This window comes from Lentzea sp. (assembly GCF_036380075.1).
Taxonomy (GTDB): Bacteria; Actinomycetota; Actinomycetes; order Mycobacteriales; family Pseudonocardiaceae; genus Lentzea.
In genome coordinates, this window is record NZ_DASVFL010000196.1 from 1 (window position 1) to 22,575 (window position 22,575).

At 70.9% G+C, this 22,575-nt stretch carries 24 protein-coding genes and 1 pseudogene; 8 read left to right on the forward strand and 17 right to left on the reverse strand.

Annotation, left to right across the window (positions count from 1 at the left end; genetic code table 11):
* The 3 genes and pseudogenes from VF330_RS21375 to VF330_RS21385 form a co-directional block, all read left to right on the forward strand.
* Positions 1-313: pseudogene (locus VF330_RS21375) on the forward strand (RNA polymerase subunit sigma-70); the annotation flags it as partial.
* A gap of 276 nt (positions 314-589) precedes the next feature.
* Positions 590-1,156: a GNAT family N-acetyltransferase gene (locus tag VF330_RS21380; protein WP_330853411.1), complete on the forward strand. Its 567-nt coding sequence runs from the start codon at positions 590-592 to the stop codon at positions 1,154-1,156.
* A 435-nt stretch (positions 1,157-1,591) separates the two neighbouring features.
* Positions 1,592-2,440 carry an alpha/beta hydrolase gene (locus VF330_RS21385; protein WP_330853412.1) on the forward strand — a complete coding sequence of 283 codons (849 nt, stop codon included), beginning with the start codon at positions 1,592-1,594 and terminating at the stop codon, positions 2,438-2,440.
* Here VF330_RS21385 and VF330_RS21390 read toward each other — a convergent pair.
* The 6 genes from VF330_RS21390 to VF330_RS21415 all read right to left on the reverse strand — a co-directional run bounded on the left by VF330_RS21390 (position 2,390) and on the right by VF330_RS21415 (position 8,915).
* The gene (locus VF330_RS21390) at positions 2,390-2,935 is read right to left on the reverse strand and encodes a hypothetical protein (protein WP_330853413.1); all 546 of its coding nucleotides are present in this window, start codon (positions 2,933-2,935) and stop codon (positions 2,390-2,392) included. The genes VF330_RS21385 and VF330_RS21390 overlap by 51 nt on opposite strands.
* Positions 2,936-3,055: 120 nt before the next feature.
* Positions 3,056-3,700, reverse strand: coding sequence for a response regulator transcription factor (locus tag VF330_RS21395; RefSeq protein WP_330853414.1), 645 nt, complete (start codon positions 3,698-3,700; stop codon positions 3,056-3,058).
* A complete protein-coding gene (locus VF330_RS21400) occupies positions 3,697-4,953 on the reverse strand; it encodes a sensor histidine kinase (protein WP_330853415.1) in 1,257 nt (418 codons plus the stop codon). The genes VF330_RS21395 and VF330_RS21400 overlap by 4 nt, the downstream gene beginning before the upstream one ends.
* 729 nt (positions 4,954-5,682) lie before the next feature.
* Positions 5,683-6,105: a VOC family protein gene (locus VF330_RS21405; protein WP_330853416.1), complete on the reverse strand. Its 423-nt coding sequence runs from the start codon at positions 6,103-6,105 to the stop codon at positions 5,683-5,685.
* A 10-nt stretch (positions 6,106-6,115) separates the two neighbouring features.
* A complete protein-coding gene (locus VF330_RS21410; RefSeq protein WP_330853417.1) occupies positions 6,116-6,550 on the reverse strand; it encodes a helix-turn-helix transcriptional regulator in 435 nt (144 codons plus the stop codon).
* Between the two features lie 64 nt (positions 6,551-6,614).
* Positions 6,615-8,915 carry a glycosyl hydrolase family 18 protein gene (locus VF330_RS21415; RefSeq protein WP_330853418.1) on the reverse strand — a complete coding sequence of 767 codons (2,301 nt, stop codon included), beginning with the start codon at positions 8,913-8,915 and terminating at the stop codon, positions 6,615-6,617.
* Positions 8,916-9,064: 149 nt separating this feature from the next.
* Between VF330_RS21415 and VF330_RS21420 the strand changes: the two genes are divergently transcribed.
* Positions 9,065-9,511, forward strand: a complete 447-nt coding sequence (locus tag VF330_RS21420) for a hypothetical protein (protein WP_330853419.1) — start codon at positions 9,065-9,067, stop codon at positions 9,509-9,511.
* Positions 9,512-9,517: 6 nt separating this feature from the next.
* Here the strand turns inward: VF330_RS21420 and VF330_RS21425 are convergent, their stop codons facing one another.
* The 5 genes from VF330_RS21425 to VF330_RS21445 form a co-directional block, all read right to left on the reverse strand.
* Entirely contained in the window at positions 9,518-9,970 is a 453-nt protein-coding gene (locus tag VF330_RS21425; RefSeq protein ID WP_330853420.1) for a DUF4396 domain-containing protein, read from the reverse strand.
* A 66-nt stretch (positions 9,971-10,036) separates the two neighbouring features.
* On the reverse strand, positions 10,037-11,032 hold the full coding sequence (locus tag VF330_RS21430) for a YdcF family protein (protein ID WP_330853421.1): 996 nt from the start codon (positions 11,030-11,032) through the stop codon (positions 10,037-10,039).
* Positions 11,033-11,054: 22 nt separating this feature from the next.
* Positions 11,055-11,231 (reverse strand): hypothetical protein, encoded by a 177-nt coding sequence (locus tag VF330_RS21435; RefSeq protein ID WP_330853422.1) that lies wholly within the window; start codon positions 11,229-11,231, stop codon positions 11,055-11,057.
* A 16-nt stretch (positions 11,232-11,247) separates the two neighbouring features.
* Positions 11,248-11,400 carry a hypothetical protein gene (locus VF330_RS21440; RefSeq protein ID WP_330853423.1) on the reverse strand — a complete coding sequence of 51 codons (153 nt, stop codon included), beginning with the start codon at positions 11,398-11,400 and terminating at the stop codon, positions 11,248-11,250.
* A gap of 45 nt (positions 11,401-11,445) precedes the next feature.
* Positions 11,446-12,159 carry an aminoglycoside phosphotransferase family protein gene (locus VF330_RS21445; RefSeq protein ID WP_330853424.1) on the reverse strand — a complete coding sequence of 238 codons (714 nt, stop codon included), beginning with the start codon at positions 12,157-12,159 and terminating at the stop codon, positions 11,446-11,448.
* A gap of 34 nt (positions 12,160-12,193) precedes the next feature.
* Here VF330_RS21445 and VF330_RS21450 point away from each other — a divergent pair, with 34 nt between their 5' ends.
* Entirely contained in the window at positions 12,194-12,955 is a 762-nt protein-coding gene (locus VF330_RS21450; RefSeq protein ID WP_330853425.1) for an IclR family transcriptional regulator, read from the forward strand.
* Between the two features lie 29 nt (positions 12,956-12,984).
* Positions 12,985-14,430, forward strand: a complete 1,446-nt coding sequence (locus tag VF330_RS21455; protein WP_330853426.1) for an aldehyde dehydrogenase family protein — start codon at positions 12,985-12,987, stop codon at positions 14,428-14,430.
* Between the two features lie 11 nt (positions 14,431-14,441).
* On the opposite strand, the gene VF330_RS21460 is transcribed toward VF330_RS21455, so the two are convergent.
* From VF330_RS21460 to VF330_RS21485, 6 genes are all read right to left on the reverse strand, one after another.
* Complete coding sequence (locus tag VF330_RS21460) at positions 14,442-15,080, reverse strand: response regulator transcription factor (protein ID WP_330853427.1); 639 nt, start codon at positions 15,078-15,080, stop codon at positions 14,442-14,444.
* Positions 15,077-15,943: a sensor histidine kinase gene (locus tag VF330_RS21465; RefSeq protein WP_330853428.1), complete on the reverse strand. Its 867-nt coding sequence runs from the start codon at positions 15,941-15,943 to the stop codon at positions 15,077-15,079. Before VF330_RS21465 ends, VF330_RS21460 begins: the two co-directional genes overlap by 4 nt.
* Positions 15,931-17,142, reverse strand: coding sequence for a serine hydrolase domain-containing protein (locus tag VF330_RS21470; protein ID WP_330853429.1), 1,212 nt, complete (start codon positions 17,140-17,142; stop codon positions 15,931-15,933). The genes VF330_RS21465 and VF330_RS21470 overlap by 13 nt, the downstream gene beginning before the upstream one ends.
* An 89-nt stretch (positions 17,143-17,231) precedes the next feature.
* Positions 17,232-18,782 (reverse strand): MDR family MFS transporter, encoded by a 1,551-nt coding sequence (locus VF330_RS21475; protein WP_330853430.1) that lies wholly within the window; start codon positions 18,780-18,782, stop codon positions 17,232-17,234.
* The gene (locus VF330_RS21480) at positions 18,779-19,405 is read right to left on the reverse strand and encodes a TetR/AcrR family transcriptional regulator (RefSeq protein WP_330853431.1); all 627 of its coding nucleotides are present in this window, start codon (positions 19,403-19,405) and stop codon (positions 18,779-18,781) included. The genes VF330_RS21475 and VF330_RS21480 overlap by 4 nt, the downstream gene beginning before the upstream one ends.
* Positions 19,406-19,531: 126 nt before the next feature.
* Positions 19,532-20,515 (reverse strand): ribose-phosphate diphosphokinase, encoded by a 984-nt coding sequence (locus VF330_RS21485; protein ID WP_330853432.1) that lies wholly within the window; start codon positions 20,513-20,515, stop codon positions 19,532-19,534.
* 268 nt (positions 20,516-20,783) lie between these two features.
* On the opposite strand from VF330_RS21485, the gene VF330_RS21490 reads away from it, so the two are divergent.
* Both VF330_RS21490 and VF330_RS21495 read left to right on the forward strand, forming a co-directional pair.
* A complete protein-coding gene (locus VF330_RS21490; protein ID WP_330853433.1) occupies positions 20,784-20,921 on the forward strand; it encodes a hypothetical protein in 138 nt (45 codons plus the stop codon).
* A gap of 78 nt (positions 20,922-20,999) precedes the next feature.
* A complete protein-coding gene (locus VF330_RS21495; RefSeq protein WP_330853434.1) occupies positions 21,000-22,493 on the forward strand; it encodes an alpha/beta hydrolase in 1,494 nt (497 codons plus the stop codon).
* Positions 22,494-22,575: the final 82 nt, after the last annotated feature.

Here is a 22,575-nt window from a genome sequence, read left to right on the forward strand (position 1 = left end):
CCTGCACGAGGACGCGACGATGTCGATGCCCCCGTTCGCCTGGTGGCTGCACGGCCGGGAACAGATCGCGCAAGCTCTCCGCGACCCGGCCGCGGCCTGTGCCGACGCGTGGCTGGTGCCGGTGGCCGCCAACGGCTCCCCCGCGTACTGGCAGATGCGCCCGGGCCGGCCCGACCCGTTCGCGCTGGTGTTCCTGGACGTGCGTGACGGCTCGGTGACCGGCAGCACGACGTTCCTGGACCCGTCACCCCTGCTGCCGTTGTTTCCTTCTGTTTCAAGATCTCAAGTTGTCCACAGGCCTCCGACGCGCTGACCTGCGCTTTCTACTTTCCGGGTACCCTGTGGACAGCCGGGGAACCGAAATCGCGATCCGTTCGTTCCGCAAGGCAAGGAAGCGCGGGGGCCGGATCGCTCGGGTCAGGCCGGGGGTCCGGCAAAGGTCAGGTCGGGGGTCCGGCAAAGGTCAGATGGGGGTCCGGTGAGAGTCGGATGAGGTTCGACAAGGGTCGGACGAGGTCCGGTCGACGTCGAGTCCGGGGCCGGCCAGAACCACCACCAAACCCGGCTGGATAGTCCTAGGCTGGGCGCCATGATCCGGATCGTGCCCTCGGACGAGGTGCCCTGGGAGGACGTCGAAGCGATCTTCGACGGCTCCGAACCCGGCAAGTGCCGCTGCCAGCGGTACAAGGTCCAGGGCTGGATCTGGCGCGACTCGACGCAGGCCCAGCGCCACGCCGCCCACGAGGAGCAGTCCACCCGCGGCAGCGGCCTGGTGGCCTACGTGGACGACGAGCCCGCGGGCTGGGTGGCGGTAGAACCCCGCACCAGCTACGCCAAGCTCCTGACCATGCCCATCCCCTGGAAGGGCCGCACCGAGGACAAGGACGACGACGGCGTGTGGGCCGTGACGTGCTTCGTGGTGCGCAAGGGCTACCGCCGCCAGGGCCTCACCTACGAACTGGCCGCGGCCACCGTGACCCACGCCCGCAAGAACGGCGCCCGCGCCGTCGAGGCGTACCCGATGTTCGCGGCCCCCGGCCAGAACGTCACGTGGGGCGAGATGCACGTCGGCGCCCGCCAGGTGTTCGAGGAGGCGGGGTTCACTGAGGTCACGCACCCGACGAAGCGCCGCTTCGTGATGAGGGTCGACTTCTGATGCCCGCCGGCGCGCCGCCTGGGACGCGACGCCGGCACACTGTCGCGCGCCGGGCCGTGCCAGACCACGATCGACCGCACCGGACCACCTTGGGCCAAATTACCCGGGCCGAGATAGCGAGGATCGCGATAGCGAGGATCGCGCGTTCGTCGCCACGAAACCCGCCGGCTTCACACACTCCCGCCAGCCGCACTCGCCGCGCCGAAGGCGGAACAACCCGCTGCCCACCGTCCTCCACCGCGAAAGCCCGCGGGCAGCGCTCAGCCGCCAAACCAACGCCCGCCGGTTCCGCGACCACCCAAATCGCATGCCACGCCGACCACACGCGAGCCCCGAACCGCGAGCCACGCAAGGTCGACCCATTCCGCAAGCACGCCGACCGAAATCCCAGCGAAGTCCTGACGCGAGCAAGTCTCTGACGAGAGTGGTCTTCTGATGGAGTTCGACGAGATCGTCATCCGGACCGAGCGGCTCGACTTCCCGGCCCTCGCGGCCGGCGACGGCCCGATCGTCGTGTGCTGGCACGGCTTCCCGGACCACCCGGCCTCATTCGGCCCGCTCGCTGAACGCCTCGTAGCAGCGGGACGCCGCGTAGTCGTGCCGTTCCTGCGCGGACATCATCCGTCCACTGTGGACCAGCTGCTGTTCGGCGACGGCCTCACGCTCGCCGTCGACGCCGCGGCGGTGAACGCGGCGTTGTCGGACGAGCCGGTGGACGTCATCGGGCACGACATCGGTGCCGGCGTGGCGGGCAGGCTCGCGGCGATCCGGCCTGATCTCGTGCGGCGGGTCGTCACGATGTCCGTGCCGCCGCCCGCCGCGTTGCGCACGATCTTCGACGATCCCGCGCAGCAGCAACGGTTCTTCTACCTCTTCATGTTCCAGGTGCCGGGCGTCGGCGAGGCGCTGCTCAACGACGAGTTGATCGGCTACCTGTGGCGCACGTGGTCTCCCGGGCTGGAGGTGCCGGAGTACGTCCAGGCGATGTACGCGGATCCGGCGGTCAGGGCCAACGCGCTGAAGCTGTACCGGGCGAACTTCGACCGGTCGTTGCACGATCCGGCGCTCGCGGAGCTCGGGAAGGTGTCCGAGCAGCCGGCGACGGTGCCGATGCTGGTGCTCGCGGGCGCCGACGACGGGTGCATCACGCCCGACAAGTACGCCGGCGCCGCCCTGGGTCTCGCCGCCGGGTCGCGGGTCGAGGTCGTGGCGGGTGCCGGGCACTTCCTGCAGCTAGACCACCCCGACGAGGTCGCGGCGCTGGTTCTCGACTGGCTGCGCTGACCTGCGGATCCGGCCCCACGGCTTGAACACCGAGAGGAAGTAGGCGAACAGCAGCAGCGTCGGCGCGACGATGACCGGGCCCATCAGGTTGCCGGGCAGCACCGCGGCGGGGTCGCCCGCCATCATCCGCTCGCCGATGCGCGCCGCCTCGGCCATGCCCGGCCGCAGCGCGAACGCGATCAGCAGCGACATGCCGACGTTCGCGACGAGCTTCGCCGCGACCCACCAGTACTTCACGAGCCCGTACTTGCTGCCGACACCGAGCACGACGCCGGAGATCATGCAGGCGACGCTCGCTCCGAACATGGGCCAGATCGCGAAGATGTCGACCGCCCGGATCGCGACGCCCGCGATCTCCACGTCCGAAGTGGACAGTGCGACGACCACGAGGATGCCCAGTCCGAGGTCGATGCCGAGCCACGCCGCCGCCGTGAGGATGTGCGCGAGCAGAACCGCCTTGCGGGCACGGCCGCCGAGCTTGCGGGTGGTAGTCATCGCGGTGGGCTCCTTCTCTCGTGGTGTCGCGTCTTACTCTCGCGACCACGAGCGCGCGCATCATCCGCTCACGTTCTGATCTCGCGTACGTCAGATTGCGTAGGGTCCACGGACCAGGGCTCACCCTCCGGGCGTGACGATCCCCTGCTCGTATGCGAACACCACGGCGTGTGTGCGGTCGCGCAGGCCGAGCTTCGCCAGCACACGCGACACGTGCGTCTTCACCGTCGTCTCCCCCAGGAACAGCGCGGCGGCGATCTCCGCGTTGGACGCGCCCTTCGCGAGCTCGACCAGCACCTCGAACTCGCGGTCGGTGAGCTCGGGCGGCCGCGTCCGTTCGTGCTTGCCGGTGAACCGCGCGATGACCCGGCGGGTCACCTCGGGTGACAGCAGGGCGTCGCCGCGCGCCACCACCCGCACGGACTCGACGAGGTCCTCGGGCGAGGCGTTCTTCAACAGGAACCCGCTCGCTCCGGCCTGCAACGCCTCGAACAGGTAGTCCTCGCGGTCGAACGTCGTCAGGATGACGACGCGCGTGCCGTGCCCGGCGGTCAGGATCCGGCGGGTGGCTTCGAGGCCGTCCATGCGCGGCATCTGCACGTCCATCAGCACGACGTCCGGCCGCAGCGACGCGACCAGCTCGACCGCTTCGGCGCCGTCACCCGCCTCGCCGACGACCTCGATGCCCGGTTCGGTGCCGAGGATGACCCGGAAGCCGGCGCGGACCAGGTCCTGGTCGTCGGCCAGCACGACTCGCAAACTCACGCCTTCTCCTCCGTGGGCAGCGACGCACGAACCAGATAGCCCGCGTTGCGCCGTGGGCCCGCCTCCAGCGAACCACCGTGCACGGCCAGACGCTCCCGCATGCCCACAAGCCCGAACCCAGCACCGCCAGACGCCACGTTCCCACGCCCGTCATCGGCGACTTCCACTTCCAGCGCACTTTCCAAGAACCGCATCCGCACGTCGACATGGCTCGCATCGGCGTGTTTGACGACGTTCGTGAGTGCCTCCTGCACGACCCGATACGCCGACAACGCAACCGCGGACGGCACGTCCCGTGGCGCCCCGTAGACGCCGTGCGACACCTCCAACCCAGCAGCGCGCGCGTTGTCGAGCAACTCCGGGAGGTCGTCGAGACCGGGCGCCGCCTTCGAGTCGGTCTCCGCGTCGGCCCGGAGCACGCCGAGCAGACCACGCAACTCGTTGATCGCGGTGCGCGCCGTCTGCTCGACGGTCTGCAACGCGTCGCGGGCCATCCCGGCGTCGGAGTCGAGCACCCGACGCGCGGCACCGGCCTGAATGCCCATCACCGACACATGGTGCGCCACTACGTCGTGCAGGTCCCGCGCGATGCGCATGCGTTCGGCCGCGATCGCACCCCGCGTGTTCTGCTCCTGCGACCGCCGCAACTCCTCGGCCTGGAACTCGAGCTGCGCCTGCCGGCGCGCCGCCGTCCACGCCATCTCGCCCACCAGGTAGGCGAAGGCGAAGAAGAAGACGTTGAACTCGAGTCCATACAGGACGTTGGCGAGCATGGGGTCCATCGGCCCCGCGGCGTTCTTGAACTTCACCTCGGGCCCGATGATCGCGCGCACGAGGTTGAAGCCGAGCCACAGGAACATCCAGACGATGACCCCGATGCGGGACCAGCGGGCGAGAGTGCGCCGCTGCTCCCACGCGCCGACCGTGAAGATCGCGAGGAACAGCACCACGGACGGCACCAGGTTGTCGCCGGTCTGCCGCCACTGCGCGCCGATGAACAGCACGGACACCACGATCATGACCGCCAGCGGGTACCGGCGGCGCACGACGAGCGGCACCGACAACGCCAGCACCCACAGGAGCTGTTCGCGCAGGCTGGGCGCACGGCCGTAGACGAACGCGCCCATGCTGTTGATCAGCACGGTGACCTCGACCGCGCACAGCAGCACAACGCCGGCGACGATCACGTCACGCCGTCGCTGGGCGGGCGTGGGGCCGGGCCGCCGCCACTCGTTCCACACGGGCTCTTGCACGCGGTCACGGTACCTGGGCGGTGGTTTCCGCCGTGGTCGAACGGAACCCGGCCGGGGCCGCGAGGGAGGTGAGGTGTGTGGGGCCGCGGCGCGGCAGGCTGGGCGTGCCGCCGTGAGGGACGCTGCAGTGAGAGGTGTGGGTGGGGCCGCGGCGCGGCAGCTGGGTGTGCCGCCGTGAGCTACGCCGCAGTGATATGTGGGTGGGTGGCGCCGCAACGGCTCGGCGGGCGTGCCAGCGCGGGGGACGCCGAAGTGGGGCGCGCAGGTAGATCCGGGTGAGTATGCGCGGGTGGGTGCGTGCGGGTGGGTGGGCGCGCGCGAGTGGGCGCGTTCGAGTGGGCGCGGGTGCGGTGGGCGCCGGATGGCCAGATCCCACCCGCGAGCGACGCTCCGCGGCGAGGCTCGGCGCAGTGGCCGTCACTCAACCGCGCGAAGCGGCCGAAGACCTCCAGGGCATCTTCGACCGCGCACGGTCCTGGGTCGAGTCGACCGGGTTCGGCCGGGAAGGCCGAAGTGGGCTGCCGACCACCGAGAGCGAGCCCGATCCGGATGGCTCGGAGCGATGCCCACCGCTCCCCCGCGCGATTCCTCCTGACGCAACGCGCGGACCCCGGTTTTGGTTCCCGCTCTGTCCACAGGCTACCCAAAACCCGATAACCGCAGGTCAACAACACCGACAGCCTGTGGACAACTCGCGATCAAGAAAGCAGGCACCCCAGAACCAGGAACTCAGAGCTGGTTGATGCGCACCAGGTTGCCGGCCGGGTCGCGGAACGAGCAGTCCCGCACGCCCCACGGCTGGTCCTCCGGCTGCTGCAGCACCTCGCCGGACCCGGTCGACTCGACCCAGGCGCGTGCGCGGTCGAAGGTGCCCTGGAGGTCCTTCGTGGCGAGGGAGAGGGCGGTGTAGACGCCCTTGGCCATGAGGACGGCGATGGTGCGGCGTTCCTCGTCGCTCACGCCGGGGTCGGCGGCCGGGGGGTGCAGGACGATGCCGGTGTCCGGCTGGTCCGGGGGGCCCACGGTGATCCAGCGCATGGTGCCCTGGCCCACGTCCTGGCGGACTTCGAAGCCGAGGGCGTCGCGGAAGAAGCCGAGGGACTTCTCCGGGTCGTCCGCGGGGAGGAAGGCGGCGGCGATGATGACTGACATGGGCGTCAACCTAACCGGACTCGCCGGGGGGCGCTTCTCGATTCCTGATCGGCCTCATCACGGCTTTGGCCAGGCAGTTCGGGATGCCCTGGCCGTCGGAGCCCGCGGCTTTGCGGTACTGGCTGGGTGACATGCCGACCAGTTCGGAGAAGCGGGTGCTGAAGGTGCCGAGGGAGGTGCAGCCGACTTCGAAGCAGACGTCGGTGACGGACATGTCGCCGCGGCGGAGCAGGGTCATGGCCCGTTCGATGCGGCGGGTCATGAGGTAGCTGTACGGGGACTCGCCGAAGGCCGCGCGGAAGGCTCGGGAGAGGTGGCCCGCGGACAGGTGGACGCCGCGGGCCAGGGCCGCGACGTCGAGGGGGTCGCGGTACTCGCGGTCGATCCTGTCGCGGACCTTGCGGAGCAGGAGGAGCTCCTGCAGGCGCGGGTCTGGGGCGGTCACGGAGGACAGCCTACGACCCGCGCCTGACAGAACGCTGACACGAACTCAGCAGGACGAAGGGAACTCAGCAGGCGCCCTGGTCGCGCCAGACTCCCCACTCACCGGTGGTGCCGGGTTCCTCGTTCTGGGTCCACCACTGGGCCTTCCACTTGCGGCCCTTGTGCGACACCTCGTTGCCGCCGTTGTAGACCTTCGTGTTCTCCCACGCCGGCAGCGAGCACACCGGAGCACTCGTGGTCGTCGTGGTGGAAGTCGTGGTGGAAGTCGTGGTGGACGTGGGCGGGGTGCCGCCGCCGATGCGCGGGTAGTCGGCGGTGATGGCGTAGGACTGGCCGCCGAAGGTGAGCACGAAGTTCGACGGCGTCGCGATCGGCAGCTGGTAGCTGACGGTCACCACGATCGACGCGCCCGGTGCGAGGGACTGCCACGACGGGAGGGTGAGCTCTGCCTTCTGGAAGTCGCCGCGCAGGCCGCCGACGTTGGGGCCGCTGTGGCCCTTGGAGGTGACCTTCAGGCCGAAGCCGGACTGGTCGGCCATGCCGCCGGGCGCGCTGGTGCCGTAGTCGAACGCGATCTTCGTGCCGCCGGGGATCGTCACCGCGGAGCGGTTGGTGAACTTGATCTTCGGCGTGATCGGGTAGTTGTTGTCTCCCAGCGCGAAGCCGTGGACGTCCACGTCGACCGCCAGCACCTGCGTCTGCTGCGCCGTGGCCTTCGCGGCGCCGTAGGGCGCGGCGCCGTTGAGGCCCGAGTCGATGGTGGACAGCAGGGTGTCGCCCATGAAGTACTCGTTCTTCGCGGTGTCGAAGCGGTAGTCGCCGGCGAGCTCCCAGATCATGATGCCGCCGAGGCCCTTGTCGCGCACGTACTTGGCCTTCTCGGCGATCGACTGCTCGGTCTCGGTGGAGAGGAACACCTTCTTGTCGTTGTTCCACAGCCACGGGGACTTGAGGGTCGAGTCGTAGTAGGGCGTGTAGGTGCCGGTGAGGCGGTCGGTCGGGTCGTTGGCCGGGTCGAGGCCGTACTGCGCACCGTAGGAGCCGGTGATCTTGGCTTCGAGGTTCTTCGTGTGCCACAACGGGTTCACGCCGGACGGGACTTCGGCGCCGCCCGCGGTGACGTCGTGCCACAGGTTGTCGATGCCGGACGCGCCGTTGCCGCACGGCGTGGTCGAGCCGACCGAGGTGCCGGTGCCGGGCGGGCACTGCGACTGGTTCGGCAGCGCCGCCTTGCCCCACAGGCCGTTCGTGCCGCCGGTGACGCCCTGCCAGCCGCGCGAGTAGAACGGCACGCCGATGTTGATGCGTCCGGCCTGCATGGCGCCGCGGTAGTAGTGGTAGGCCCAGTCGGTGTTGAGGTAGCCTATGCCTTCGTACTGCGGTGCCGTGTACACGCCACCGGCGGAGAGCTCGCCGTCCTTGCCGTCGTCGTAGAGGGCGGCGTTCGGGCCGACGAAGTGGTTCCACGAGCCGTGCAGGTCGTAGCTCATGACGTTGAGGTAGTCGAGGTACTTGACGACCTGGTAGGACTCCTGGCCGCGCAGCAGCCAGCCGGAGGCGGGGACGGCGGCGGTCAGCAGGTAGTGCCTGCCGTCGGCGGCGCCGGCGCGGTCGAGCTTCTCGCGCAGCGTCTTCATGATCGCCTGGTAGCCGGTCCACAGGGTGCCGCGGTTGGCGTTGGAGATCCAGAAGTCGTCGGGGTTGCCGGCGTGGTTGTTGGACGTCGCGTACTCGTAGTCGATGTCGGCGCCGTTGAAGCCGTACTGGCGCAGGAAGGTGACGACGGAGTCGGCGAACGTGTCGATCGCGGCCTGGTTCTGGCCGAGCTTGTAGAAGCCGCCCGAGGCGTTGCGGGTGCCGTCGGCGTTGAAGAAGCCGCCGGTCTCCGCCCAGCCACCGACCGAGATCAGCGTCTTGACGTTCGGGTGCTGCTTCTTGAACTTGGTGAGCTGGTTGAAGTGCCCTTTGTAGGGCAGCGACGGGTCCAGCTCGGCGCCGGCGACGCCGGGCCACTCCATGCCGATCGACGAGTTGTCCGCGGTGGCGTCACCGACGGAGATCTTGTTCTGGGCGTCGATGTGCGCGAACGCGTAGTTGAGGTGCGTGACCTTGTTCCACGGCACGTCCTTGGCGAGGTAGCCGGGCTGCCCGTTCTTGCCGGTGCGCCAGCTGGTGAAGTACCCGATGACGCGGCGGGACTTGTCCGGTCCCAGGTTCTCGCGGCCCGCGGTGTCGTAGACCGTGCAGTACGGCGACTCGACACCGGGCGTCTTGTACAGCCCGTCCGGTCGGCAGTCCTCGTGGGCGGCGGCCGCGGTGGGCGCGTTCGTCACCGCGATCAGGGTCCCGGCTAGCAGGGCTAGCACCGGGACCACTCTCGTGAGCAGTCGCAAGGGAAGGACCTCCTGGCTAGGGCGGCGGCCACTGGAGCGAACCGTAAAATGGTCCAGACCTTTACGTCAACACCGTGATCACTGTCATACGTTGTCAGTGAATCGGTTTAGCGTCCGTTTCCATGAGCGAGAACGATTTCGACTTCCTGCACGGCCGGTGGCGCGTGGCCAACCGCAAGATCGCCGACATCCCCGGACGCGGCACGGACTGGGTCGAGTTCGAGACGGAGGCCGAGGCGCGGCCGGTGCTCGGCGGCGCGGGCAACGTCGACACGGTCCGAGCCGCGGACTGGGAGGGCCTGACGCTGCGGCAGTACGACCCCGCCGGCGACGTGTGGCGCATCCGATGGGCGTCGACCCGCGCCCCCGGCAGGCTGGACCCGCCGCTCGAGGGCCGCTTCACGGACGGGCGCGGCGTGTTCTTCGGCGACGACGTCGTCGCCGGGCACGAGGTGAGGCTGCGGTTCGACTGGACCGCGGGCGACGAACCCGTGTGGCAGCAGTCGTTCTCCTACGACGGCGGCGAGACGTGGGAGACGAACTGGGTCATGCGCTTCACGCGCGCCTGAGAACCCTCAGTGGTGGTGCCGGTGGACGACGGCGTGGCCCTTGCCGCGCGCGATCATCCAGCGGTTCACCGGCACCGTCACCACGAACGCGATGGCGAGCGAGAACACCAGCGCCGTCCAGAACAGCCAGGTCGAGAGGCCGGCCTCCATGGCGCCGGGCACGAGCAGCATCACGGCGTTGTCGACGACCTCCATGACCGCGATGGAGACGGTGTCGGCGGCCAGGGCGACGCCGGCGGCCGCCTTGAGCGCGAGGCCCGAGCGCAGCACCGGGCGGATCGTGAGCGAGTAGCCGAACACGAACGCGAGCACCACGGACAGCACGACCGTGGCGAGGTTGCCCCAGCCCAGGGCGGTGCCGACGACCATGCCGAGCACCTCGCCGATCGCGCAGCCGGTGAGGCAGTGCAGCGTCGCGGAGATCGCCTGCCTGGTCAGGCTCACGGGAGCGTGATCCATCTCGTCCTCCTCCGGAGTCACCTCGAAGGTACCCCCAGGGGGTATGGACGGCAAGCGGCCGGGCGTTCAGCCGATCTGGGTCAGCGCCAGGCCGCCGGCCATCAGCACGAGGCACGCCAGGCCGTGCACGACCGGGTTACGCACCAGCAGCGCCACGAACTCCCGCAGGAACGCGCTCGGCACGAAGTACCAGGCCGTGGGCGCGCCGATGACCTGGAGCCGCAGGCCCTGGTTGCGCGAGAGCACGGCGGTGCGGAACACGTGGTAGTTGTTCGTGACGGCGACGACCCGGCCGGTGTGGCCGCGTTCGGCGAGCAGCTCCTTGCTGTAGCGGAGGTTCTCGTCCGTCGTGGTGGCCTGGTCCTCCATCACGATCTCCTCGTCGGGGATGCCCCGCTCGACGAGGTACTCGCGCATCGCGAAGGCCTCGGACACGTCCTCGTCCGAGCCCCGGCCGCCCGTCACGACGATCACCGGGGTCCGGCCAGCCGCGCGGTCGCGGTGGTAGAGGCGCATCGCGCGGTCGAGGCGGTTCGCGAGCAGCTTGGGCACGCGGGAGCCGATGAGGCCGGCGCCGAGCACGATGATGCCGTCGAACCCGCTGCGGCGGCCGGTGCGTCCGTAGATCACCGAGTACAGCAGCAGGCTCACGAACAGGAACGCGATGTAGGCGGAGACCAGGAACAGGCCGATGGCGCTGCCCCGGACCCAGTCGTTGGGCTGGCTGATGCCCCACGCGAAGTAGGCCATCTCCCCCAGCAGCGCGAGACCCGCGAGCAACGACAGCAGGTTGCCCAGCGACCGGCCCTCGCGGCGGACCATGACGAGGCCGTTGGCCAGCAACGCGAGCGGGAGCAGCAGCAGGCCCACGACGGCCAGCAGGAACCCGAACGCGAGCGGCAGGCTCAGCACCGGGTTGTCGCGCCCGACGTCCGCGAGCAGCAGCACCAGCATCACGAGCGCGATGCCGAGCCAGATCGCGTTGCTCAGCCTGCGGCGGTCCCGCAGCATCCCGAGCACGAAGAAGGACGCGGGGAGGAGGAAGAGCAGCGCGGCGAGCACCGCGCAAGAGTAATACCGGTGATCACTCCGTGCTCTCGGGCTCCCGGGACGGCTCGACCGGCTTCGGGCGCGGCCTCAGCCGCACCGCGCCCGTCGTGAGGTCGAGCGGACCGGTCTCCTCGTAGTCCTCGCCGGTGCCGGCGTCCGTCGCCTCGCGACGGACCTTCGGCCCCGGGAACAACTCACCCAACTGTCCCATGCCCGCGAGGCTACCCTCAGAAGATGGCGATGAGCAGCACGATCAGGGCGATCGCGATGGCGGCGATGACCCACGTCGAGTTCGCGGGCCTGCGGTAGTGGCTGCGGACCGTGGTGGTGCGGAAGAAGCTGTACGGCGCGCTGCGGCGGTGCCGGCGGACCCAAGGCATCTCGTCCTCCTGAGGTGAGTGTGGCTGCCTGGGGATTACCCAGCTCTACAACCTCTTCATTACTCCGGCCAGACCAACTTCCACGACCCGCGGGTCGCCGATGTCGTTGCCGTGGAGGACCTCGTGCCACGGCCCCAGCCGGTGCCAGACCGACGCCCGCTCGCGCAGCTCGCCGGTGACGCCGTAGGTGTCGGCCAGAGCGGACGCGAACTCCGGCGGCGTGGAGTGCAGCGCCCAGGCGAGTTCGATCGCCGCGTCTCCGATGTGGAGGTCGCCGAAGTCGATCACACCGGTCAGCGCGCCGCCGGCACCGAGGACGTGCTCCGGTCCGAGGTCGCCGTGCACGAGCGTGTCCGCGGGCAGGTCGTCCAGCCGCGCCAGCAGCTCCTCCCCTCCCGGCACCCGCACCTCGGCCCGGAAGCGCTCGACGGGCAGCACCAGGCGCCCGACGCCGAGCCGGGTGGCCTCGTCCACAGAGGACGCGTGCAGCGCGAGCAGGAACTCCCCCAGCTGCCGGCCCATGGCCGCCGTCAGCACGTCGACCTCCGCACCGGGCACCAGCTCGTGCCGGACCACGACGGGTGAGGACGACACGACTTCCGGCACGGGGACGGGCAACGGCAGGCGGGGCGCGAGCCACGGCATCACGACCGACTCGCGCACGAGCTGCGGGCCGATCTCCTCACGGCGCGGCCTCCGCTCCACCCACCCGCCGACCAGCGTGGCGGTGCTGTCCCAGCCCTCTCCCAGATACGTCACGCGCCCAGTGTCGCCTTCCGGGCAGAATTCGCGGATGGCCGCCTCCGTGTCCTCCAAGCTGCTGTCGCTGCTCGGCACCTTCGACGCCCGCCACCGCCGCCAGACGCTCAGCGGCATCGCCCGGCGCGGCGGCCTGCCGGTCAGCACGACGCACCGGCTGCTGGCCGAGCTGGAGCAGTGGGGCGCGGTGCGGCGGCTGGAGACCGGCGAGTACGTGATCGGCCGGCGGATCTGGCGGCTCGGCCTGCTCGCGGCGGGCGAGGTGGACCTCAGCCGGGTCGCGGAGCCGTTCCTGCACGACCTCCACGCCGCCACGCGCGCCGTGGTGCACCTGGCCGTGCGGGAGGGCGCCGAGGTCCTGTACCTCGACCGGGTGTCCGGGCACGCGTCGGTGCCGATCGTGAGCAGCACCGGCAGCCGGTTGCCGTTGCACTCCACGGGCGTGGGGAAGGTGCTGCTCGCGCACGCGCCCGCGGAGGTGCAGGAGGAGGTGCTCGCGCACGGCCTGACGCGGCTCACCGCGTACACGGTGACCGAACCGGGGCGGATGCGCGCGCAGCTGCACCGCATCCGGCGCGACGGCTACGCGCAGACGTTCGAGGAGATGACGCTCGGCGCGTGCAGCGTCGCGGTACCGGTCGAAGTGGACGGTCACGTCCTCGCGGCGCTCGGCATCGTCGTGCCGGACCTGCGCAACGTGCGGGCGCGGCTGGTCGCGGCACTGCAGGTCGCGGCCCGCGGCATCGGCCGCACGCTGGAGCCGGGTTTCCACCCACCGGAAGGAAGCCTTGGGTGATCCCCCGCCTGCCTGTTGAATCTTCAACCGTGGCAAGCGAATCACGTCAGCTCCTCATCGGCGGCGAGAGCGTCCCGGCGCTCGAAGGCCGCACCACCGACGACCTCAACCCGTTCACGGGCGAGGTCCACGCCGTCGTCGCCGCCGGCGGGACCGCGGACGTCACGCGGGCCGTCGACGCGGCGCAGGAGGCCTTCCCCGCGTGGGCGGCCACCACCCCGTCGGCCCGGCGCCGGATCCTGCTCAAGGCCGCCGACCTGCTGGAAGGCCGGACGCCGGAGGTCGTCGCGCTGATGGCCGCCGAGGTCGGCGGCGTCGGCGGATGGGCCGGGTTCAACGTCATGCTGGCGGCGAACATCCTGCGCGAGGCCGCCGCCGCGGTCACCCAGCCCGTCGGCGAGGTGCTGACCACCGAGACGCCCGGTCAGCTGTCGCTCGCGGTCAGGGAACCGCTCGGTGTCGTCGCGGCGTTCGCGCCGTGGAACGCCCCGGTCATCCTCAGCACGCGGGCGGTCGCCGCGCCACTGGCCGCCGGCAACACCGTGGTGCTCAAGCCCAGCGAGGACGCGCCGATCGCCGCCGGTCTGCTGATCGCCGAGGTGCTGCACGAGGCGGGCCTGCCGGCGGGCGTGCTCAACGTCGTCACGAACGCGCCGGAGGACGCCGCCGAGGTCGCGAAGGCGCTGATCACCGACTCGCGCGTGCGGGCGGTGAACTTCACCGGCTCCACCGAGGTCGGCCGGATCGTCGGCACCCTGGCGGCGCAGCACCTCAAGCCTGCCGTGCTGGAGCTCGGCGGCAAGAACTCGCTACTGGTCCTCGACGACGCCGACCTCGACCACGCCGTCGACGCGGCCACGTTCGGCGCCTTCCACAACGCGGGTCAGATCTGCATGTCCACCGACCGCGTCCTCGTGCACCGGTCGGTGGCCGAGGAGTTCACCGCGAAGCTCGTCGCCAAGGTCGGCTCGCTGCCGCACGGCGACCCGGCCGACCCCGGCACCGTCATCGGCCCGGTGATCAACCAGCGCTCCGCCGACCGCGTCGCGAACCTCGTCGCCGAGGCCGTCGAGAACGGCGCCCGCGTCCGCACCGGCAACGACGGCACCGCCACCGTCCTGGACAACGTGTCGCCGTCGATGCGGATCTTCCAGGAGGAGATCTTCGGCCCGGCCGTCGTCGTCGTGCCCGTCGAGGACGACGACGAGGCCGTGGCCGTCGCGAACGACACCGAGCACGGACTGACCGCGGGCATCATCACCGAGGACTCGCGGCGCGGGTTCGGCCTGGCGCGGCGCATCCGGACCGGCATCGTGCACGTCGGCAACCAGACCGTGGACGACGAGCCGCAGGCGCCGTTCGGCGGGGTGAAGGCCAGCGGGTACGGCCGGTTCGGCGGGCGGTGGGGTGTCGAGGCGTTCTCGGCGACGCGGTGGGTGACCATCGCGAGCGAGCACGGCCACTTCCCGTTCTGACGAGACCCGGGTCACCCGCCCAGCAGTCCCGCCTCGTGCGCGATGATCGCCGCCTGCACCCGGTTCTCCGCCCCGAGCCGGGTCAGGATGGCGCTCACGTGCCCCTTCACCGTGCCCTCCACGAGGTCGAGGCGGCGGGCGATCCGCGCGTTCGACAGGCCCTCCCCCAGCAACGCCAGCACGTCCCGTTCCCGCGCCGTCAAGGCCTCCACGCGGCTCCGTGCCTGGCCGACGCGGCCGCCGCGGAACCGGGTGATCATCCGCGCGGCGACCTTGGGGGCGAGGTAGGCGCCGCCGGACGCCACCGCGTGCACGCCCGCGATCAGCTCGCGCGGGTCGCCCGACTTGAGCAGGAAGCCGCGGGCGCCGCCGTCCAGGGCCTGTTCGAGGTAGCCGTCGTCGTTGAACGTCGTCAGCACCGCCACCCCGAACCCCAGCCTCGCCAGCTCGCGCGCGGCGCCCAGGCCGTCGAGACGCGGCATGCGGATGTCCAGCACCGCCACGTCCGGCCGGTGCCTCAACGCCAGGTCCACGGCCTCGCGGCCGTCGGAGGCCTCGGCGACGACCTCGATCCCGGGGTCCGAGCCGAGGATGGCCCGCACGCCGGCGCGCACCATCGCCTCGTCGTCGGCGAGCAGGACGCGGATCACGACACCCCCGGAAGCGTGGCCACCAGCTCGAACCTGCCGCCGCCACGGCTGGTCCGCAGCGTACCGCCCGCGAGCCGCACCCGTTCGCGCAACGCGACCAGCCCCGTCCGGTTGCCGGGGCCGCGGCGCAGGCCGGCGTCGTTGCGCGCCTCCACCACCGTCGCATCGGCGGATGTGGTCACCTTCAACGACAGCACGGACTTCGGCGCGTGCTTGGCGGCGTTCGTCAGCACCTCCTGCACGATGCGGTGCACGGTCGGTTCCACTGTGGACGGAACCACACCGTCCACTGCGAACTCCACGCGCAACCCGGCCGCCACGGCGCGGTCCACGAGGTCCCGCAGGCCCGGCACGGCCGGCGGGTCACCGTCGCGCAGCAGGAACACCAGGTCCGCGAGACGGTCCGTGGCACCGGCGGCCGTGACGCGGAGCTGCGCGGCGGCCGCCCTGTGTTCGGCGGGGAGAGTCAGCTCCAACGCCCCCGCCTGCAACGCGAGCAGGCTCAGCTCGTGGCCCAGCGTGTCGTGCGCCTCGTGCGCGATCCGGGTGCGTTCCCGCAGGTGAGCGGCCTCGACCCCGGCGGCGGCCAGTGCCGCCTGCTGGTAGGAGGCGCGGCCCAGGAACCACGGCAACGCGACCGCCAGACCCACCAGGACGACTCCCGTCAGCCCGCCGAGGACACCACCGACGAAGACCAGCGCGGGCCACGGCGACGAAGTCCGGCGTCCGAGCAGGAACGACACGGCGAACAACGGGATCCACACCGCCGCTGTCCAAGGCGGAACGCCGGGGTCCATGAAGTACGAGACGGCCACCGCCGCCGCGACGCACCCCGCGAGCGCCGCCGTCCTCAAGACCTCCACCGCACCACCGCCACGCTGATGTTCATCACGCTCGACACGCCCAACCACACCACAAGCGGCAGCGAATAGTGCGCCAGCTGGAAGAACGTGATGTCGCGCCCGCCGCCGTAGAGCAGCCCGAGCAGCACCGGCAACGCGAGCAGCAGGCCGAGCGGCACGAACCTCAGCGCCTGCCACGGCTTCGCGAACCGCCTTGGCCTGCGCAGCGCTCGAACGCCCAGCCCGATCGACAGCAAGGTCACCGCGCCCAGCACGAGGTCGAGGAGCAGCCGGTAGGACGAGGGTTCGGCTGGGGTTCCGCCGTCGAGGATCTCGGCGATGCCGTTCTCCAGCTCGTACGTGCCCTCGTTGCCCAGCGTCACGCCGCTGTTCGACATCACCGCGATGCCGTACCCGGACTTCGTCAGCAGCTGCCCGGCCGTGGCGGTGAACCAGATCCCGCTGTGCCGCAACCGCCCCTGCGGATCCGCCTGCCAGCCCATGCCGTCCCGGGGGGCCAGCCGCGGTTGCGCGGCCAGCCACCTGGCCATGTCCGCGGCGGTGGTGACCACCCCGTCCGACCCCGCGACGAACCGGTCGGGCTCGGTCAGCGGAACCGAGACCCCGTAGGCGTAGCCGTAGCCCTTGCGGAAGTCCGGCGGCAGATCCCTCGGCGTCACCGCGATCGCCACCGTCTCGGTCATGCCGAGCGGCGCGAAGACGTGGTCGCGCAGGTACGAACCGAACTCCTGACCGGACGCGAGCTCGACCAGCCGCGCGGCCAGGTGGTAGTTCGTGTTGGTGTACCGGAACCGCCCGTCGGGCCGGGCGTCCCGCAGCGCCTCGCGGGCCCGGTCCACCGCCTCGGCGGGCGAGCTCGGCTGCGCCAGGCTCTTCTCCGGCAGGGTGCGGTCGCTGAGGCCGGACGTGTGGGCGAGCAGCTGCCGCGGCGTGACGCGGGAGTCGAACACCGGGCGGTCCAGGTCGATCCGGCCGGCGTCGGCGAGCTGCCGGACCGCGAGTGCCGTGAACGACTTGCTGACCGACGCGATCGCCATCTTCGTGTGCCCGGTGACCGGCGCGCCGGACGAGTCGTGCCCGAAGCCCCGCACCGCGACCACCTCGTCTCCCTTGGTGATAGCGATCGCCACGCCGGGATGGGAGGCGTCGGCCATGAAGGAGGAGACGAAGAGCGCGAGCGCGCCCACTACGAGGTTCATGGCCGGAAACCTAGGAACCGGGGCGCGGGAGGACCCGGCCCGGAAGGCAGAGCGGACCCCCGACGAAAGTCAGGGGTCCGCTCCGGACATCAGTGCCCGGCGGCCATCTCCGCCGCGAGCCGGTCGTCACCGCTCGTCTCCTTGAGCGGCTTCTCCTTGATGAACAGCACCGCCAGCAGCGCCAGCACCGCGAACGGCGCGCCGATCAGGAAGATCTCCGCGGTCGCCGTCGCGTAGATGTCCGCGACCACGGCCTTGACCTCCGGCGGCAGCACCGAGATGTCCGGCACCTGGTCGCCGCCGGTCGTGCCGCCCATCGGGCCGAACTTCTCGGCCGCGAGCGACGACACCTTGGTGGCGAGCACCGCGCCCAGCGCCGAGACGCCGACCGCGCCGCCCAGCGAGCGGAAGAACGTCAGCGTCGACGTGGTGGCGCCGAGGTCCTTGGCCGGCACGTCGTTCTGCGCCGCCAGCACCAGGTTCTGCATCAGCAGACCGACGCCGACGCCGAGCACGAACATGTGGACGGACACCGTGAACACGGTGGTCTGCGCGGTGATCGTGGACAGCAGCAGCAGGCCGCCGACCATGACGACGCCGCCCGAGACCAGGTAGGCCTTCCAGCGGCCGAACTTCGTGATGAGCTGACCGGCCACGGTGGACGAGATCAGCAGGCCGAAGATCAGCGGCAGGCCCATCAGACCGGCCTGCGTCGGCGTCTTGCCGAGCGCGAGCTGGAAGTACTGCGAGAGGAACACCGTGCCGCCGAACATGGCCACGCCGACCAGGGCGCTGGCGACGGTCGCGAGCGACACCGTGCGGTTGCGGAAGATCGACAGCGGCACGATCGGGTCGTGCGCGGTGGCCTCGACGCGGACGGCCGCGACCAGCAGCAGCACGCCGAGCGCGACCAGACCGGCGGTCCAGGCCGACGCCCACTCGAACTTCTGGCCGGCGAGCGACGACCAGATCAGCAGCGTCGAGACGCCGGACACGATGAGGAACGCGCCCAGGTAGTCGATCCTCGTGTCCTCCTTGCGCACGACCGGCAGGTGCAGGGTGCGCTGGAGCAGGAAGATCGCGGCGATGGTGAACGGGACGCCGATGAAGAAGCACCAGCGCCAGCCCAGCCACGAGGTGTCGACGAGCAGGCCGCCGATCAGCGGGCCCGCGACCGTGCCGACGCCGAACACGGCGCCGAACATGCCGGAGTACTTGCCGAGCTCGCGCGGCGGGATCATCGCGGCCATCACGATCGTGGCGAGCGCCGTGACGCCACCGGCGCCCAGGCCCTGCACGACGCGGCTGACGATCAGCATCTCGATGTTCTGCGAGAAGCCCGCGATGAGCGAGCCCACGACGAACAGGCTCAGCGACGCCTGGATCAGCAGCTTGCGGCTGTAGAGGTCGGCGAGCTTGCCCCACAACGGCACGGTGGCCGTCATGGCGAGCAGCTCGACCGTGACGATCCAGGCGAAGATCGACTGCGAGCCCTTGAGCTCGGCCACGATGCGCGGCAACGCGTTCGACACGACGGTGCCGGCCAGGATGGCCACGAACATGCCGAGCATCAGTCCCCACAGGGCCTGCACGACGTCGCGTCTGCTGTGCGTTGGTGCCACTTCTGCTTCGGTGCTCATGAGGGTCCCCCTTCGTCGTGGTGTGGCACGTGAGCCAGCCCGGTGCCGAACAGCGCGAGCGCCTCGCCGACCAGGTCCCCCAGCGCGAGGGTGTCGTCGGCCGCCCACCGCGTGACCGCGCAGCGGAACGCGGCGCTGCCGGCGGCGACCAGCAGCCGCGGGTACGCGTGCGTCCCGGGCAGCCCCGCCCGCTGTGCCACCGCGTCCGCGAGCAGCTGCTCGGACTCCGCGCTGCTGGCGAACGCCCTGAGCAGCAGGTCGGGCCGCTGCGTCAGCACTTCCTTGCGCAGCAGCCACAGGTCGCGGGCGCTGTCGAGCTCGCCGGTGATCTCGGCGAGCACCGCCTGCCGGTAGGCCTCGAACGGGGTGACCCCGTCCGGCGCGGCGAGGACGCGCTCGGCCATCCGCGGCCCCAGCTCCGGGTCCGCGCCGATCAGCGCCTCGTCCTTGCTCGCGAAGTAGTTGAAGAACGTGCGCATCGAGACGTCGGCCTCGGCGGCGATCTCCTCCACCGTCACGTGGTCGTAGCCGCGCTCGGCGGAGAGACGCACGGTCGCCCGCTCCAGCGCCGCACGCGTGCGGCGCTTCTTGCGGTCGCGCAGGCTCTCCCCCGGCTGGTTCACGAGGAGAGCCTACCGCAGCTTTTTGCAGTCTCTGCAACTTTGCAGAGTGTGAAGTGTGTCGCCTGCGACCAGGGGTTCTCCTGGCGCTCGCCGTTGACGAAGAGGTCGGCCTTCTCGCTTCCCGCCTCAGGCGTTGCCGTCGAAGAGGCCCGTGACGGAGCCGTCCTCGAAGACCTCCTGGATCGCGCGCGCCAGCAGCGGGGCGATGCTCAGCACGGTCAGGCCGGGGAACCGGCGGTCGTGCGGGATCGGCAGCGTGTCGGTGAGGACGACCTCGCGGGCCTTGCTCGCGACGAGGCGTTCGTGGGCGTCGGCGGACAGCACGCCGTGCGTGGCCACCAGCACGACGTCCTTCGCGCCCTGTTCCAGCAGCTGCTTCGCCGCCGACGTGCTCGTCATCGCCGTGTCGATCATGTCGTCGACCACGACGCACGTGCGTCCCTCGACGTCGCCGACGACGCGGTCGGCCACGACCTCGTTGGGGCGCAACGGGTCGCGGGTCTTGTGGATGAACGCGATCGGGCAGCCGCCGAGCAGGTCGGCCCACTTCTCGGCCAGGCGCGTGCGGCCGGCGTCCGGGGAGACGATCGTCAGGTCACCGCCCTGGTACCGCGCGCGGACGTGGTCGGTGAGCAGCCACATGGCGTGCAGGTGGTCGACGGGACCGTCGAAGAAGCCCTGCGCCTGCGCGGTGTGCAGGTCGACGGTGACGATCCGGTCCGCGCCCGCGGTCTTGAACAGGTCCGCGATCAACCGCGCCGACACGGGTTCACGTCCGGCGTACTTGCGGTCCTGACGCGCGTAGGGGTACGACGGCACGACGGCGGTGATGCGCTTGGCCGAGGCCCGTTTCAACGCGTCGACCATGAGCAGCTGCTCCATCAGCCAGTCGTTGACCGGCGCGCAGTGGCTCTGCATGACGAACGCGTCCGCGCCGCGCACCGACTCCTCGAACCGGACGAAGACCTCGCCGCTCGCGAAGTCGTAGGCGGCCTGCGGGGTGATCGCGACGCCGAGGTGCTTCGCGACGGACTCCGCCAGCTCGGGGTGCGCGCGGCCGGTGAGGAGGATGAGCTGGCGCTTGGCGACGCCCGGCTTCCCGCTGACCATCGTCACGCTCCCCGGTTCGGCCGCCGACGGACCCGATCGTTCAGCATCGCCGCGAGATCGCGCAAACACCACGTCCGGCCGATGGGATTCCCCGTCGCCGAGCACATCGGATTAACTCGATCAGGCACACTCACACGTAGTCCATAGCAGCTCCGGGCCAGCACGCTCGGTAGAGATCGGGCGAACCAGATTCACACCTTGGGGTACGTCCGGGGTGATCGGGCGACAGGTGCCCTGAGGGGTCCGGGAACATCCCTACGCTCCTCGCATGCAGGACAACCAGGACACACCAGGACCGACACCGCAGGCCCCTCCCGCCGCGGGCCCCGCGGTGATGGGCACACCCATCCACGACCAGCTCGCGGACAGCCTCGGAGTCCGTCAGAAACACCCGCTGCCGGACTGACCGACTTCCGGCGGTCGACGGCCGCGGGCGCGAGCCGGTAGGAATGCCCCTTCTGCGGATGAGGAGGGGAACTTGTCCATGCGTCTCACCGTGCTGGCCGCGGCGGCCGCTCTCATGATCACCGGCACGCCCGCCGTGCAGGCGTCCGGGGGTCCCGCGGTCCCCAGGATCGACTGGACGGCCTGCGGACCGGACCACCCCGGTTTCGAGTGCGCGTCCGTGCAGGTGCCCCTCGACTACGACGACCCGCGTGGCGCCACCACCACGGTGGCGTTGGCGCGCAAACCGGCGACGGACAGGGCGAACCGCATCGGGTCGCTGTTCCTCAACCCCGGCGGGCCCGGTGGTTCGGGCGTCGACTTCGCGCTGGGCGCGGGCGACACGCTGTCGAGGAACCTGAAGGGCCGTTTCGACATCGTCGGGTTCGACCCGCGCGGCATCGGCCGCTCCGACCCGCTGCACTGCTTCGCGAGCGAGGCCGACCTCGCCCGGTTCTTCGAGGGCGTTCCCGGCTTCCCGTACCGGGCGGCGCAGGAGAGGCCGTTCTTCGAGCGGTACCGCTCCCTCGGCCCGGAGTGCCGCGACGACCAGCGGATCGCCCGCCACATGAGCACCGCCGACGTGGCCCGCGACCTGGACCTGCTGCGCCGCGCCGTCGGGGACCGCAAGATCAGCTACCTGGGCTTCTCCTACGGCTCGTTCCTCGGCGCCACGTACGCGAACCTGTTCCCGGACAACATCCGCGCCCTCGTCGTCGACGGCGTGCTGAACCCGGAGCTGTGGTCGAGCGGCCGGCAGGTCGAGTCGGACCGGATCGCGACGGAGGAGGAGTTCCGCGAGTTCCTCCGCACCTGCGACGAGGCGGCGTGCTCCTTCGGCCCGCAGTCCGGGAAGCGCTGGGACGCCCTGCTGAAGTCGGTGCGCGCCGAGCCGATCCAGCTCGGCGACGTGACCTACACCTACGACGCCGTGATCAACGCGGCCCTCGGCGCGATGTACTCGCCGAGCGACTGGCCCGCCGCGGCCGACCTGTTCGACCAGCTGTCCGACGCCGCCGCCGGCCTGTCGGCCGCGAAGGCGGAACCGGACTACGACAACGGTTTCGACGCCTACAACGGCAACGTGTGCGCGGACATCGAGTTCCCGCGCACCCTCGGCGCCTACCAGGCGACGGCCCGCTACGCCGCGGCCGGTTCGGAGTTCGGCCCGGCCTGGTGGTGGGGCAACGCGGCGTGCGCCGACTGGCCGACCAACCCCGACCGCTACACCGGTCCGTGGCGCACCCGCACCAACGCCCCGGTCCTCGTGGTGGGCAACCACTTCGACGGCGTCACGGACTTCCGCGGCGCCCAGGCCGTCCACCGCCAGCTCGCGGGCAGCCGCCTGCTCGCCTACGCGGGCTGGGGACACACGGCGTACCAGGTGAGCCAGTGCGCCACGGACCACACGAACGCCTACCTGCTGAGCGGCACGCTGCCGCCGGTGGGAACGGTGTGCCCGGCGAACCCGAACCCGTTCCTGCCCGGGGTGGCGGCGGCGGAACCGCTGTTCAAGCCGGCCCACCGGAGGTAGCCGGCCGGCGGTGGAGCGTCAGCTCCGGCGCTCCACCCCGACCGTCCCCAGCTCCTGCACCAGCTCCACCGCCGCCCGCGCC

What these genes read in the sequence shown, in the direction of transcription:
- VF330_RS21380 (WP_330853411.1), top strand. Translation starts at nt 590, where the DNA reads ATGATCCGGATCGTGCCCTCGGACGAGGTGCCCTGGGAGGACGTCGAA.
- VF330_RS21385 (WP_330853412.1), top strand. Translation starts at nt 1,592, where the DNA reads ATGGAGTTCGACGAGATCGTCATCCGGACCGAGCGGCTCGACTTCCCG.
- VF330_RS21390 (WP_330853413.1), bottom strand. Translation starts at nt 2,935, where the DNA reads ATGACTACCACCCGCAAGCTCGGCGGCCGTGCCCGCAAGGCGGTTCTG.
- VF330_RS21405 (WP_330853416.1), bottom strand. Translation starts at nt 6,105, where the DNA reads ATGTCAGTCATCATCGCCGCCGCCTTCCTCCCCGCGGACGACCCGGAG.
- VF330_RS21420 (WP_330853419.1), top strand. Translation starts at nt 9,065, where the DNA reads ATGAGCGAGAACGATTTCGACTTCCTGCACGGCCGGTGGCGCGTGGCC.
- VF330_RS21425 (WP_330853420.1), bottom strand. Translation starts at nt 9,970, where the DNA reads ATGGATCACGCTCCCGTGAGCCTGACCAGGCAGGCGATCTCCGCGACG.
- VF330_RS21435 (WP_330853422.1), bottom strand. Translation starts at nt 11,231, where the DNA reads ATGGGACAGTTGGGTGAGTTGTTCCCGGGGCCGAAGGTCCGTCGCGAG.
- VF330_RS21440 (WP_330853423.1), bottom strand. Translation starts at nt 11,400, where the DNA reads ATGCCTTGGGTCCGCCGGCACCGCCGCAGCGCGCCGTACAGCTTCTTC.
- VF330_RS21450 (WP_330853425.1), top strand. Translation starts at nt 12,194, where the DNA reads ATGGCCGCCTCCGTGTCCTCCAAGCTGCTGTCGCTGCTCGGCACCTTC.
- VF330_RS21470 (WP_330853429.1), bottom strand. Translation starts at nt 17,142, where the DNA reads ATGAACCTCGTAGTGGGCGCGCTCGCGCTCTTCGTCTCCTCCTTCATG.
- VF330_RS21475 (WP_330853430.1), bottom strand. Translation starts at nt 18,782, where the DNA reads ATGAGCACCGAAGCAGAAGTGGCACCAACGCACAGCAGACGCGACGTC.
- VF330_RS21485 (WP_330853432.1), bottom strand. Translation starts at nt 20,515, where the DNA reads ATGGTCAGCGGGAAGCCGGGCGTCGCCAAGCGCCAGCTCATCCTCCTC.
- VF330_RS21490 (WP_330853433.1), top strand. Translation starts at nt 20,784, where the DNA reads ATGCAGGACAACCAGGACACACCAGGACCGACACCGCAGGCCCCTCCC.
- VF330_RS21495 (WP_330853434.1), top strand. Translation starts at nt 21,000, where the DNA reads ATGCGTCTCACCGTGCTGGCCGCGGCGGCCGCTCTCATGATCACCGGC.